The following is a 14,357-nucleotide window of genomic DNA, read 5'->3' as shown; positions in this document are numbered from 1 at the left end:
TCACAGCCTTTGTGGCAGCGCCGAGGCTTGGAGAACAGGCATATCCCGCGTCATTCAGGATGAGCGGGCCTGGCTCAAACGCTGCAGCTCACGCCGCACCATCGCCGCATAGGGCGCAGGCTTGAGCCGATACAACTCACCCGCCACCCAGTCGAGCCAGGCGCCCTGCAGTGCATCACGCCGCGCCAGCAGCCGCTCGGCCTCCTGGTTCGCCTGGGCCTGATACTGTCGGTGAAAGTCCGCCCGGGACTCGCTCACTCGCTGGCCTTAAAGGTGGTCAGCTCGCCTTTGCGCCACTTGGCGACCTTGCCGGTCACCGCCTTGAGCAACTTGCCCAGGCCTTCCTGTACCTGTTGCTGCGCGGCAAATACCAGCATCACGCCGTGACCGTCGCGAAACACGATCCCATCGCCCTCCGGCACCGAGACAAAGGCGTAATCGCCCTGGCCGTAGACGTTCAACTTGATCTCGCGAAAACGCAGCTCCAGCTTGCCGCCTTCGCGGCTGGGCAGCACGGCGGCGCGAAAGTGGTCACCCACTTTCAGCTCCAGGCGTTGCTTGTCATCGACCACCATCGCGTCATCGGTGTCGATCTCGGCCATGTACAGACCTTCCGGGTTCTGCTCGGTGACATAGATGAAACGCCCATGGAACAGCTTGACCAACTTGGCGCGCAAGTCGCCCAAGGCGAACAGGGCATGGGTATCCAGAGTACTGACTGCCAATGAAAGGCTCCTCACATCGATTGCAATCGGCCACGCCACATACGCCTGTCGCGTCAGGTGGCTGCCACTTAAAAGTCAGGCCCGAAGGGCCGTGAAACCAGGCCGCGAAGCATCCACCCGGCAAACCTTGCGAGCAATCGGGAAAGGATTCACCCAGCCACTGCAAGGCGGCGCGAAGTAAGCTTCGGCATGATTCCGTAATAGGAAACGTAATGTCTGACAGTAAAAAGGCCAGAAAGGATGCGACAAACAGTGTCACCGCTTTCGCCAGAAAGGGCCGCTGAGCTTCAGTCGCGCATTACAGGGGAACGAATATGCACGAAAACACTGAAATCCGTCGAGAGGCACGCAACAATTCGTGTCTGGGAATACCTCGTTACATCGTCATTCCCGCCGGTATTGCCTTTTATCATATCGCCGAACGCGACACAGGCCGAGTGAGAGGGTTTCGCCAGCGCCACAAAGATGCCTGCGAGCTGGCTCGCCACTTCGAACGCCGAATTCAGGCCGCCTGACACCTGGCCAGTTGCGCCTGCCAGGCCGCCTGGCACTCCAGCGCCTCGTCGCGGCTGGCGAACGCCGTGCCGCGGCGTTCGCCATCGACCAGCACCACCCAGCACAGCCGCCAGCCCAGCGCCTGGAACGACCGCGGTACACCACTACCGATCATCACCGCCACATCGACTCGGCTATTCATCATCCCCTCCGGAATTTAATTAGCAACCTAACGATGTGCACATGATACGGCCTGCCGGGAGCAAAGAACAGCACCTGCCAGTACAGCTGTATTGCAGCCAAGGCAACAAAGGTACGTCAATCCAGCCCCGGTTCCGGACGATAACCCAGGCGCAGCCCACCCCAGTGCCGCCCCAGGACAAAGATCGGTACCGACAGGTCGTGCATCAGCTCACCCGTATCGCGGGTATAGGTTTGCAACAACAGCCGCTGTTGGTGGCTACCGCAGCGAATGCCAGTGCGATCGTCGAAGGTGCGTTTGCTGCGGTTGTGCGCGGTGTCGTGCTGCGTATCACCGGTCAACGACTGGTTGAACGCATTGTTATGGGTGGGGACATAGCCCTGCTGGGTACAGGCGATGGCATAAACCACCCCCTCATGCTGCAACAGCGGCTCCTGGATCTGCGGCAACACCTTGTCGGTGTACTGATCGAAACGCGTGGTGTAGCGCGGCGGCTGCATACCGGGGATCGGCCGATAGTGGCGATCGAACAAATCGTCGAGACTGATCCGCCCCTGCTCGATATCGGCCTCGAAGCGCTCGCCGATTTGCCGCACGCCCTCCTGGGCCAGCTCGAAAACCCGCTGGTGATAGGCGTCCAGCCCGACTTCGGCCAGGCGCTCGCTGAGGTTTTCGACCTGCCCCTCCATTTGCACCGCGGCCTTGGCCAGGCGCCGAGTCTGCTGGTCGCTGACTTCAAGGTCGCTGCGCACTTGGGCCACGGCCTGGAACAAGGTATCGAGCTGGGCCTGGTTGGTCTGCGTACCTTCGGCGATCTCACCCACCTGCCCTTCGACACTGGCCGCCAACTCGGCGATCTGCGTCAACTGCCCGCCGGTGTGCTCGACTTGCTCGACGCCAAGGCCAAGGTCATCGGCCAGCCCACGGATCTGCGCCACCACCTGGGCTGTACGCGCCTGGATGTCCGCCACCATCTGCCCGACCTCCTCGGTGGCACTGGCAGTGCGTCCGGCCAGGCCACGCACTTCGTCGGCGACCACCGCGAAGCCACGCCCGTGCTCGCCGGCACGCGCCGCTTCGATGGCAGCGTTAAGGGCCAGCAGGTTGGTCTGGCTGGCAATGGCCTGGATCACCAAGGTGACCCGGGCGATGTCCTCGCTGCGCTGGTGCAATGCTTCTATCAGCTCACGGCTGGCGCTGGCCCGTGCGCTCAGGTCTCGCATGCTCTGCATCGACTCGGCGAGCACCAGGCTGCCCGCCACACTGCTGCGATGGGCCGAACGCGCGGCATCCAGGGCTTGTTGGCTGAGCTGGGCGGTGGCCTGTTCGGTGCTGATCATGATCTCGGCGCTGCCGACGATCTCTTGGGCGGCGCCCAGTTGCGACTGCACCCGAGCCGCCAATTGCTGCACAGAGTGGGCCACCGCCGCCGCCGACAGGGCGTTGTGGCTGGTACCGCGCGCCAGTTCCTGTAGCAAGTCACTGCTCTTGCCATCCGCAGGGGTTGCCTGCACCGGCGCCGGGCGCCACCCCTGGGGAAGCCATAGCACCAACAGCCCCAGGGGTATGGCCAGGTACAAGGCCAGCCCAGCGTAGGCCATGGCTGTCAGCAGCGCGCGCACAGCCACCCCCTGCATCAGGGCGATACCGGTAAGGGTTCGCGCAGGCACTGGCTGCACGGGCTCTACCGTCGACAGAGATCCTTCTCGCATCATCTTCGTGGTCCATCCGCATGTCGTTTTTGTGACCTCATTAAACGCCACTATAACGCCATTATCCAAGCGCCCTCAGGCACAAGACAGCCACGCTTGATGCAAGACAAGAAAACACGAAGGCCCCAGGGATCGCTCCGTGGGGCCTTGCGCAAGGCGCTGGATCAGATCTGCCGCTGGTGGCGGTCGAGCTGTTCGTGACGCTCCTGGGCTTCGATGCAGTACTTGGTGGTCGGGCTGATCAGCAGGCGCTTCAAGCCAATCGGCTCGCCGCTGTCGTCACACCAGCCAAAGCTTTCGTCGCTGATGCGGTCCAGGGCCATCTCCAACTGCGGCAGCAGGCGCTGGTCGCGGTCGATGGCGTTTACCAGCCAAGTGCGTTCCTCTTCCACCGACGCCACGTCGGCAGGGTCCGACGGGCTGTCCAGGCTTTCGATGGAAGTACGGCTAAGTTCGATGCGCTCGTGGGTTTCGACTTTCATCGCCTGCAGCAGCGCGGTGAAGAACGCGAGCTGTTCGGCGTTCATGTAGTCATCGGCCGACATGGCCAGCAACTGTTCCTTGGTCATCGATTTCTCTATGAAAAAATGTGCATATGGGCGATTCGGGTGCCGCCGACGCTGCTGCGTCAGCGGCGGAATTCTTCAAGCGCCAAGTGGCACTCTTTTACAGGGGGCGGAAGTCTAAGGTGCCAAGCGGCGGTGGGCAACAGAAATGACTGTCGATTTGAGCGAAACCGCCAGGAATCCGCCCACTGGTGCCGTACTTTCCAGCGACGAAGCACTGGAAAAGCACAACCAGCAATACGCCGCAACAAATGTCGTAATACCCGTAAGGATGCGAGCCGACCTCAACAGCCAAATTCGTGCGGGTAGTAGCCCATTAGTGTCTGCCTGCGCGCCTGACGGGGCTTCATGAACCTTTCCCATCAGGCCCATCATCATGACCGACAACCTGCATCAGCGCCTGGCGCAATTCAGCAACCTCGAGTGCGAAGTCGCCAAACGCTTCATTGACCGCCCCACCCTCATGGAAAGCGCCGACACCCTTTTGCTCGATCAATGGCGACAGCGCTTGCCACTGAGCCAGCACGACCCACGCCAGCTATATCTGGATAGCCGCCACCCGCGCACCGACCAGGCCTGGATCCGCCCCCTTGGCCAGGTACTGATCGAACGCTATTGCCAACGCGAAACCCTCAACCTCAATGACGATGCTGACTTTCTCACCACCCGCCTGGACAGCGACCCGGCCGCCAGGCTCGCCATCGACCTGCATGAGGTCGAATTGCTGATCAACGAAGCGGGACCGCTGCTACTGAACGCCTATCAACAACAGCTGGTGGGCTACTGGCACCGCTTCGACGACAAGGGCCAAACGCCCTGGCGCTGGTACGCCGACTATCTGAGCAAGCACATGCTGGAGGCCATCGATAACAAGGCCAAGACCGGCGAGTGGCCCAGCTTTGCCTTGGCCGCCGCCAGGTTGGTGCATACCTATCCTGAGGCGGCGACCCGCAGCAAGTGGCAGAATACCCAGGCGCTCAACGTGGCCGGCCTGGCCGCCGACTTTTCCGCCGACGGCGACCTGGATATCGACCTGGCCAGCACCCTGCTGATCGAACACGTCGATACCGATCCCACACGCAACCTGACACTGCTCTACACCCTGAGCGGCAAGTTGCTCAGATTCGAGTCACGGCAAACCATCCTGGCGGGGATCCGCGACTACCGTAACAGCCTGCAATTCGGCAGCCCCTATCGCGTCGAGATCGACTACCAATTCCCTTCAGTCTTCGAAAACCAGGCGCTGGGGTTACTACGCCAGCAACTGCGGGTTATCGAACAGACCGCCAGCACCTACCAGGGTACGTTCGACGCCATCACGATGAGTATGGACATGGATCGCCTCACCTCGTTGATCGACATGTGCAGCGAGACCGAGGCCGCCCAGCGCCGGGCGCTCGACGCGCAGTTGCCCGACTGGCTACAGAACGCCAAGAGTCGCCCGTTGATGCGCTACAGCACGCTGCTGGTCAATGTTGCGCAAACCTACCAACAGGCCGACGGCCAATCCTGGCTGAAGGATGTACCGGACGCTGAAACATTCGCCAACCAGCAATTGAACGCGCGCTTCGCCGCGGACCACCCGGGTACGGCCTGTACCGCCGAACAGGTTCGAATCACCAATTATCAGGTCATTGCCGCGGCACTCCCCGTCCAAGGCTCTATCGTATCCTCCAACGACGAGACCCCCGTCACGTTCACCTGCGCTCAGTTGGCCATCGGCAACCTGGGCCAACTCCAAGCTGGGCGCGTCACCCTGACGTCCACCACCGCGACGCCACTGCCGGCCTGGATGAGCGAGCGCTATCTGCGAAAATTGGTCACCGAATTGGATATTGGCACCGCGTATCCCGCCTTGTTGCGCCGCAAGCTGCTGGAGGATACCGAGCAACATGCCGAACGCCAGCGCCTGCTGCTGGCACAGTTACGCGCACAACTGCCGGCATTGGCCATGGAGTTGCACCTGCAAGGCCAGATACCCGATCCAGACGTTGCCGAGCGCATCGCCGAGGCGCTTGCCCAGACCTCGGCGCCCGATAGCACTCGATGGGTGATACGACGCCTGGGCTTCATCAAGGCGCCTGGTCGCGCGGTGGACTCACCGCGCAATACCTGGTTGATCGAGGCGCAGGTGCCCGCCGGCGCGGCGTGCCTGTTGTATCGACCGCTACACAAGGACTCGCTGCTGTACTTCAAGGATCGGCTGGCGCTGTTTGTCGCCATCAGTACGCCAGGCCAATTGCAGGACGACCTGCTGGAGCGCTTGCCTGCCGAGGATCGCAGGCCCTATGCCCATGGTGGTTTCCTCGAGCCTCATCTCTTCCTGCCCATGGATGACACCAGCGCCATACCGTTCGGCAAACCAGCTGCAGTCACCTTCCCCGTCGAGCCACCACCGGCCAATCTGGGCGAGGCGCTCTACCTGGCCTGTGTCAATGAGTCAATCGCACGCTTCGAAGAAGCCTCCGTCAGTAGCGCGCAAGCACGCTGGAACCGATGGGTAAACCTTGGCTGGTTGCTGTTCAATACCTTGCTGCCCCTGGCTGGCAGCACCTTGGGCAAGGTGGCCTGGCTTGCGCAAATGGAAGTTGCGCTCGCTCAGTTCGTGGACACCGACGCCGAGCACGAGCCGACCCACCATCGATTGGCCATGGTCAACCTGCTGGTGAACATCGCCATGTTGTTGTTTTCCCATTCGCTGTTTCGTCGACGGCTGGAGGAGGAAGCCATGCCTCCTGCCTTGACGCCTCCGCTCGCCGATCCTGATCCTGCAGCACCTGAGCTTCCTGTCACCGCTCAATTGGTCACGGCCCTGGAGCCATTGGACTTCAGTTGGTCCACCCCCGACAGAAGCCTCAGCAACAGCCAGCAAGGGCAACTGGACCTGTTGCAGGCCGATGTCAAGGAATCTGGGTTGGGTACACCTACCCCAACCGGCGAACTGCAAGGGCTCTACCTTCACAACAACCGGCTCTACACGGTACTCACCCATACCCAGCTCCAGACCCGAGACGGCAAGCCCTACCGCCAACCGATACGTCAGGTGTACGAAGTACAGCGGGACCCGGACCGATTGCAGATGCGGATCGTGGGTCCGGACCTCAAACCTGGCCCCTGGGTGCAGCGCGATGAACTAGGGCGCTGGAGGCTGGATCTCTCCGTGTACTTCAAAGGCAAGGGCGGCATGCCGATTACCGAGCAGTTGAACCAAATGCGCCTGGACAAACAGGCGGCACTGGCAGCTGCCGATGCCTTGATCAGAGCGGACAAGGCCCTTTACGAGGCAAAAGCGCGGGAGATGGTCACCATCGAAGGACTGATCTCCACCACCCAGGATGACACCGTACTCAGCTCATGCCAGGCCAAGCTCAGCGCCATTGTCACGTTCTGGACCGATCACCTGGAGCACATCAAAACACGCAACGCCCTGGAGCCTGTAAAAAACTACAGGATGGCTCACGCCGCCGCGCTGCGTCAGGAAAATTTTTGTCAGTTGGTACTGCATAAGATCCTCAAGCAACGCTTCACGCCCGGTCGCAAACAGCTGTTGGCGCTTGTCGAGCAACAACAATGGGGGCAAACGCTTACCGAGGCAGACGTGCGTATTGCCACCCAGCGCTTGAACCAACAGTCCCTGTTGATCGAACAGATGCTCAAAAACAATGCGAGCCTGCGTTACGGCCATACGGAGCTCAGTAAACTGGCAGGGCCTCGCTTCGAAAAGATCGTCACATGGCGCAACCTGGCTGCCAGTGTGCCCGCCAACGCACAAACGGAACTCACGCTGCGTTTCCGTCAGATGGAGAATCATGTCAGTCGCTTGAAGTTACTGCATCCACTGTCCTCCATGGCCGCCTCCTGGCGTGACCGGTTCTGGAACAATCTCCAACTGGGTATTACCCAACTCAAGACCGTCCTTGGTTTGTCCGGCGAAAATGACGAGGCCAAGATCCGGTTGCTGTACAGCATCAAGGAACAGTTGCAGACAGCCAAGCGTCAGTTGGCCAACCTGCGCAAGGAGGTGACAGACGCTGCAACCCTGGAAACGCTCCAACACCTGCAAGGCGGGCTGGAGCACGTCCAACAAGAGACCTCGCGCGAGCTCTCCGAGCTACCCGACTATCCACCGACCAGTACCTTTGAACAGTTGCGTCACCGACTACCTGGGCTGATCGATACCAATGAACATGGCGTGTTGCTGACCCGCCCTCGCCCAGGGCAGGCCACAACAGTGGACCTGGTTGGACCAGACGGTGAGGGGACCAACCGAACCTTTCACCTCGAAGACGACAGGTGGGTGGAGCACCAACCTGTCAGGGCCGCACCAGGTCCATCCCTCCCCAGCCTCAAGCGCTTGCTGAAGCAAGGCGCCACGCTGTTGAACGAAGTGCGGGAACAGGTGGATAAAGTGCGTCGCGCCAGCAGTGCTTACCTGCCAATCGAAATCGAAGAGTCCATACTCCATCAGCGTGACCGACTGACTGCGCAAGCCGATGCCATCGAGACCCGGCTGACCCGAGACAATGCTACCGACGAGGGCATCGAAGGTACGGATGCCGAAGGCACCGCCAAGGCGCTACGCACCCTGGCCGAGGCCGTGCAAGGACAGGCCACGGAGCTGCGCATCGAAACTGCCCTGGCGCAGGCGCCGCGTATGCCCGAAGTACTGTTTCTGCTCGAACAGGGGCAGATACAGTTGGCTCGCGTGGGTGTCCGCGTGCGTCTGGCCAGGGTCAAGGGACGCCCCGCCGACTTTCTCGACGAATACAGCATCAGCCATGACGGCAAGGTATTGTGGTACGCCCACTTCCACTATCCGGCCATGGACACCAACAGGGCCGACTTCACCGCAGGCCACTTGAAAACCCGCGCCCAACGTCACGCGGCGGGATCGCGGGTGACCGAGGCCAACGGTAAGGTCACCGAAGTCTATCGCGCGCCGATCACCACCACGGCGGCCAGCGCGCACTTCTTCAACCTTTGACCCCAATGGGCGCTGGCCGGCCAGCGCCCCATCGGCCTCAACGGTCCTTGAACTGCGCCTCGCGCTTGGCGATGAACGCCGCCATGCCTTCCTTCTGGTCTTCGGTGGCGAACGCGGCATGGAACACCCGGCGCTCGAAGCGCACGCCTTCGCTCAAGGTCACTTCGAAGGCACGGTTGACGCTCTCCTTGACCATCATGCTCACCGGGGCCGACTTGCCAGCGATGGTCGCGGCCACCTTCAGCGCCTCTTCCAGCAGCTCGGCCTGCGGCACGATCCGCGCCACCAAACCTGCACGCTCTGCCTCCTCGGCGCCCATCAGGCGACCAGTCAGGCACAGTTCCATGGCCTTGGCCTTGCCCACCGCGCGGGTCAAACGTTGGGTACCGCCCATGCCCGGCAGCACGCCGAGGTTGATTTCCGGCTGACCGAACCTGGCATTGTCGGCGGCGAGGATGAAATCGCACATCATCGCCAGCTCGCAACCACCGCCCAGGGCGAAGCCGGACACTGCGGCGATGATCGGCTTGCGTCGGTTGGCGATGCGGTCGGCGTCGCTGAACAGGTCATCGACGTAGATCTGCGGGTACTGCAGCTCGGCCATTTCCTTGATGTCGGCGCCAGCCGCGAAGGCCTTGGCAGAACCGGTCAGCACCACGCAACCGATGTTCGGGTCCTTTTCCAGTTGATCCAGCGCCTGGTTGATCTCGCCGACGATCTGCGCGTTCAGGGCGTTGAGCGCCTGCGGGCGGTTGAGGGTGATCAGGCCGACCTTGCCATGGATGTCCAACAGGATGGTTTCGAATGCCATGCAGACTGCTCCTTCAAAGATTACGCGCAATGACCATGCGCTGAATGTCGCTGGTGCCTTCGTAGATCTGGCAGACCCGCACATCGCGATAGATGCGCTCCAGCGGGAAGTCGCTCAGATAGCCATAACCACCAAGCGTCTGCAAGGCATCCGAACAGACCTTTTCGGCCATTTCCGAGGCGAAAAGCTTGGCCATCGAAGCCTCCACCAGCGCCGGGCGCCCAGCATCGCGCAACGCGGCGGCGTGCAGCACCATCTGCCGGGCCACGGCGATCTTGGTTGCCATGTCGGCCAGGCGGAAAGCCACGGCCTGGTGCTCGATCAGCGGTTTGCCGAAGGTCTGGCGTTCGTTGGCGTAGTCACGGGCCACTTCGAAGGCGGCACGGGCCATGCCCACCGACTGCGAGGCGATACCGATCCGTCCGCCTTCGAGGTTGGCCAAGGCGATCTTGTAGCCCTGCCCTTGCTCACCGAGGCGGTTGGCCACCGGCACGCGCACGTTGTCGAAGACGATCTGGCAGGTGTCGGAGGCATGCTGGCCGAGTTTGTCCTCGACCCGCGCCACCTGGTACCCCGGTGAATCGGTGGGCACGATGAAGGCCGTGATGCCGCGCTTGCCGGCGTCCGGGTCGGTGACGGCGAAGACGATCACCACCCCGGCGTTCTGCCCGGAAGTAATGAATTGCTTGCTGCCGTTGAGCACATAGTGGTCGCCATCCAGGCGGGCGCGGGTCTTCAGGCTGCTGGCGTCGGAGCCGGCCTGCGGTTCGGTCAGGGCGAACGCGCCGAGCATCGCGCCGCTGGCCAGCGGCGCGAGGAATTGCTGCTTCTGCGCCTCGCTGCCGAACTTGAGGATCGGCACGCAGCCCACCGAGTTGTGCACGCTCATGATGGTCGAACAGGCACCGTCGCCGGCGGCGATCTCTTCCAGGGCCATGGCATAGGCAACGTAGCCGGTGTCGCTACCACCGTATTGCTCCGGCACCAGCATGCCGAACAGGCCCAGCCCGGCCATCTCCTCGATGGCCTCCTTAGGGAAGCGGTGTTCCTTGTCCCACTGCTCGGCGAACGGCTTCAGCCGCTCCTGGGCGAACGCCCGCACCGCATCGGCGATCTGTTGTTGCTCGTCAGTTACCAGCATGCTTCACCTCAGTACAGGCATTCGATGGCCATGGCCGTGGCCTCGCCACCGCCAATGCAGATGGCCGCCACGCCACGGCGCAGGTTGTTCTGGCGCAAGGCCGACAGCAGGGTCACCAGGATACGCGCGCCCGAGGCGCCGATCGGGTGGCCCAGGGCGCAGGCGCCGCCATGGATGTTGACCTTGTCATGGGGCAGGTCGAGGTGCTTCATGGCCGCCAGGGTGACCACGGCGAACGCTTCGTTGATCTCGAACAGGTCCACCTCGGCCAGGTTCCAGCCGGTGCGCTTGAGCAGCTTGTCGATGGCGCCAATCGGCGCGGTGGGGAACAGCGCCGGAGTGTCGGCGAAGGCGGCGTGACCATGGATCAACGCCAGCGGCTTGAGGCCGCGCTTCTGGGCCTCGGAGCGGCGCATCAGCACCAGCGCCGCGGCGCCGTCGGAGATGGAGCTGGAGTTGGCGGCGGTGACGGTGCCGCCTTCGCGGAAGGCCGGTTTAAGCTGAGGGATCTTGTCCAGGCGCGCCTTGGGCGGCTGCTCGTCATCCTTGATGACGCGCTTCTCCTTGCCCTCGGTAACTTCCACCGGGACGATCTCGGCTGCGAAACGGCCGCTCTTGATCGCATCCTGCGCCCGGGTCAGCGAGGCGATGGCAAAGGCATCCTGGGCTTGGCGGCTGAAATCGCCTTTCTGCGCGCAGTCTTCGGCGAAGGTTCCCATCAGCCGCCCTTTGTCGTAGGCGTCCTCGAGGCCGTCCATGAACATGTGGTCGATGATCTTGCCGTGGCCCATGCGATAGCCACCACGGGCTTTATCAAGCAGATACGGGGCGTTGGTCATGCTCTCCATGCCACCGGCGACGATCACCTCGGCGCTGCCGGCCAGCAACTGGTCGTGGGCCAGAATAGCGGCCTGCATGCCCGAGCCGCACATCTTGTTCAGCGTGGTGCAGGTGGTGTGCTTGTCCAGCCCGGCGCCGAGTGCCGCCTGGCGTGCCGGAGCTTGGCCCTGACCTGCAGGCAGCACGCAGCCGAACAATACTTCCTGGACGCTGGCGGCATCGATACCGGCGCGCTCGACGGCGGCACGAATCGCCGCGCTGCCTAGCTGCGCGGCGGTCAGGCTCTTGAGGTCGCCCTGCAGGCCGCCCATGGGCGTACGCACGGCGCTGACGATAACGATCGGATCATTGGCGAGGGTCATGTGCATTTCTCCTTACTTGGCAGCCATGCGCAGCGCGCCGTCGAGGCGGATCACCTCGCCGTTGAGCATGCTGTTCTCGATGATGTGGCGGGCCAGCGCGGCGTACTCCTGCGGACGGCCCAGGCGTGGTGGGAACGGCACCCCGGCGGCCAGCGAGGCACGCACCTCCTCGGTCATGCCGGCCATCATCGGGGTTTCGAAGATGCCAGGGGCGATGGTCATCACGCGGATGCCAAAGCGTGCCAGCTCGCGGGCGGCTGGGAGCGTGAGGCTGGCGATGGCGCCCTTGGAGGCGGCGTAGGCGGCCTGACCGATCTGGCCGTCATAGGCAGCAATGGACGCGGTATTGATGATCACCCCGCGCTCGCCCTGTTCGTCCGCCACGCCTTCGGCCATGGCCGCTGCCGCCAGGCGCAGCAGGTTGAAGCTACCGATCAGGTTGACGTTGATGACCTTGGCGAAGCTGCCCAAGGCGTGCGGACCGTTCTTGCCCAGGACCTTCTCGGCACCGACGATGCCAGCGCAGTTGATCAGACCATGCAGGCCGCCGAAGGCGCTGACGGCGGCATCGACGGCCGCCTTGGCCGCCTGTTCGTCGCTGATGTCGGCCACCGCGAATCGGGCATTTGTGCCCAGCTCGGCGGCCTTGGCCTCAACTGCCTCTGCGTTCAGGTCGACCAGCATGACCTTGGCGCCGGCCTCGATGAGCATCTGCGCGGTGGCGGCGCCCAGGCCCGAGGCCGCGCCGCTGACGATGAAGTGTCTGTTCTGGATTTGCATGGTGATTTTCCTTCAGGCGCCGGCAGCGATCGGCTGCGCGGCTTGTTGTCGGGCGATTTCCTGGTTGCGCAGGATGAAGCGTTGCAGCTTGCCGCTCGGGGTCTTGGGCAGCTCGCCGACGAATTCGATTTCACGCGGGTAGGCGTGGGCGTACAGGCGCTGGCGCACGTGTTGACGCAGGGCTTCCTCCAGCTCGGCACTCCCTTGATAGCCCTGGCCGAGCACCACGAAGGCCTTGATCAGTTCGGTGCGCTGCGGGTCAGGCTTGCCGATCACCGCCGCCTCGACCACCGCCGGGTGCTCGATCAGCGCGCTCTCCACGTCGAACGGACCGACGCGATAGCCGGAAGTGGTGATCACATCATCGCTGCGACCGACGAAACTGATACTGCCGTCCGAGTTCAGCTCGACGGTGTCGCCACTGAGGTAGTACTTGCCCTTGAACGCCTTGGTCGGCAGGCCGTGGTACCCCGCGAACCAGCACAGCGGCGACTGTTCACGGTCCACCGCGAGGATCCCCGGCTGGCCGGCAGGCAGTTCGTTGCCCTGCTCGTCCACCACCACGATGCGGTGGCCGGGAATGGCGAAGCCAGCCGAACCCTGCAACACCGGGTGCTGCAGGGCGTGGTGGTTGCACAGCACCATGCCCAGCTCGGTCTGGCCGTAGTGATCGTGGATGGTCACGCCGAGCTCGTCGGCGAACCAGCGAATCACTTCGGGGTTCAGGGGTTCACCGGCGCTGCTGACCACCCGCAAGCGGCCCTTGACCGGTGTCGAGAAGGCATCGCCAGCGGCAATCAGCAGACGATAGGCCGTGGGTGACCCAGCCAGGTTGGTGATGCCCAGCTTGGCGATGACCCGCGCGCAGCTCTCCACGTTGAAGGGGCCGTCGTAAAAGGTGGTGGCATGGCCCAGCGACAGCGGTCCGGTAACCGCGTAATACAAGCCATAGGCCCACCCCGGGTCGGCCAGGTTCCAGAAGTTGTCGTCCGGACGCAGGCCTACCGCATCGCGCAGGTAGCCCTGGAAGGCGACGATGGCCCGCAGCGGCACCTCCAGCGGCTTGGCAGGACCAGTGGTGCCGGAAGTGAACATCAGCAAGAACGGATCGTCACCACGGCGCATGACCGGCGCGCAAACTGCCTGCGCCGCCTCCAGCGCCCGCTGGAAGTCCAGCTCACCAGCGTCGGCGCCGACCGTGACGAGAATGGGGCAGCCAGCCACCTGATCCAGCTTGGGCCGGTTGTTACGGTCGCTGACCACCACCTTGGCCCGAGACTGCTGCAGGCGGTGCTCGATGGCCTTGGGGCCAAAGGCCGTGAACAGTGGCTGATACACCGCACCCAGGCGCCAGGTGGCAAGAATGGTGACCAACAGTTCGGGCGTGCGCGGCATCAGCCCGGCAACCCGATCACCGGCCTGAACACCTTGGTTTTTGAGGACATTGGCAAAACGGGCAGACAGGGCCTGAAGCTGCTCGAAGGTGTAGCGATCACCCTGGCCGTCCTGGCCCTCCCAGATCAAGGCGGGCCGGTTACTGCCGATGTGCCGGTCACAGCACTCGACACAGGCGTTGAGGGACTCGAGGTTGCCATGCAGCGCCGCCGCGGCGGCCTGGGCAGGGTCGAACGCACGAGCGGCCTCGGCGTAATCACGCATCGTCGGACTCCTGGTTTCTTGTTTTTGGAGTGGAACCATCGGTCCGACGATGTTCGCGCCGCGTCTACGTCGCGGCAATG

Annotated in this window: 11 protein-coding genes; 1 reads left to right on the top strand and 10 read right to left on the bottom strand. The window is 63.0% G+C overall.

The features are described from left to right. Positions 1-54: 54 nt before the first annotated feature. The 5 genes from E3U47_RS15840 to E3U47_RS15815 all read right to left on the bottom strand — a co-directional run bounded on the left by E3U47_RS15840 (position 55) and on the right by E3U47_RS15815 (position 3,703). A complete protein-coding gene (locus E3U47_RS15840) occupies positions 55-258 on the bottom strand; it encodes a hypothetical protein (protein ID WP_134692623.1) in 204 nt (67 codons plus the stop codon). Next, positions 255-725, bottom strand: coding sequence for a hypothetical protein (locus E3U47_RS15835; RefSeq protein ID WP_134692622.1), 471 nt, complete (start codon positions 723-725; stop codon positions 255-257). The genes E3U47_RS15840 and E3U47_RS15835 overlap by 4 nt, the downstream gene beginning before the upstream one ends. A gap of 502 nt (positions 726-1,227) precedes the next feature. Beyond that, entirely contained in the window at positions 1,228-1,422 is a 195-nt protein-coding gene (locus E3U47_RS15825) for a hypothetical protein (protein ID WP_134692620.1), read from the bottom strand. Between the two features lie 116 nt (positions 1,423-1,538). After that, a complete protein-coding gene (locus tag E3U47_RS15820; RefSeq protein ID WP_372239515.1) occupies positions 1,539-2,654 on the bottom strand; it encodes a methyl-accepting chemotaxis protein in 1,116 nt (371 codons plus the stop codon). 644 nt (positions 2,655-3,298) lie between these two features. Next, positions 3,299-3,703, bottom strand: coding sequence for a TraR/DksA family transcriptional regulator (locus tag E3U47_RS15815; RefSeq protein ID WP_134692618.1), 405 nt, complete (start codon positions 3,701-3,703; stop codon positions 3,299-3,301). Positions 3,704-4,076: 373 nt separating this feature from the next. Here E3U47_RS15815 and E3U47_RS15805 point away from each other — a divergent pair, with 373 nt between their 5' ends. After that, positions 4,077-8,684, top strand: coding sequence for a hypothetical protein (locus E3U47_RS15805; protein WP_134692616.1), 4,608 nt, complete (start codon positions 4,077-4,079; stop codon positions 8,682-8,684). Between the two features lie 37 nt (positions 8,685-8,721). Here E3U47_RS15805 and E3U47_RS15800 read toward each other — a convergent pair whose 3' ends face one another. From E3U47_RS15800 to E3U47_RS15780, 5 genes are read right to left on the bottom strand one after another with little or no spacing between them, the layout of a single operon-like run. Then, on the bottom strand, positions 8,722-9,495 hold the full coding sequence (locus tag E3U47_RS15800; RefSeq protein ID WP_134692615.1) for an enoyl-CoA hydratase: 774 nt from the start codon (positions 9,493-9,495) through the stop codon (positions 8,722-8,724). A gap of 13 nt (positions 9,496-9,508) precedes the next feature. Further along, on the bottom strand, positions 9,509-10,636 hold the full coding sequence (locus E3U47_RS15795) for an acyl-CoA dehydrogenase (RefSeq protein ID WP_134692614.1): 1,128 nt from the start codon (positions 10,634-10,636) through the stop codon (positions 9,509-9,511). 8 nt (positions 10,637-10,644) lie between these two features. Next, on the bottom strand, positions 10,645-11,838 hold the full coding sequence (locus E3U47_RS15790; RefSeq protein WP_134692613.1) for an acetyl-CoA C-acyltransferase: 1,194 nt from the start codon (positions 11,836-11,838) through the stop codon (positions 10,645-10,647). Between the two features lie 12 nt (positions 11,839-11,850). After that, on the bottom strand, positions 11,851-12,618 hold the full coding sequence (locus E3U47_RS15785; protein WP_134692612.1) for an SDR family NAD(P)-dependent oxidoreductase: 768 nt from the start codon (positions 12,616-12,618) through the stop codon (positions 11,851-11,853). Between the two features lie 12 nt (positions 12,619-12,630). Then, complete coding sequence (locus tag E3U47_RS15780) at positions 12,631-14,277, bottom strand: AMP-binding protein (RefSeq protein ID WP_134692611.1); 1,647 nt, start codon at positions 14,275-14,277, stop codon at positions 12,631-12,633. Positions 14,278-14,357: the final 80 nt, after the last annotated feature.

It is taken from the genome of Pseudomonas sp. RIT623, assembly GCF_004519305.1.
In the GTDB taxonomy this organism is placed as follows: domain Bacteria; phylum Pseudomonadota; class Gammaproteobacteria; order Pseudomonadales; family Pseudomonadaceae; genus Aquipseudomonas.
This window is presented reverse-complemented; position numbering and strand designations above follow the sequence as displayed.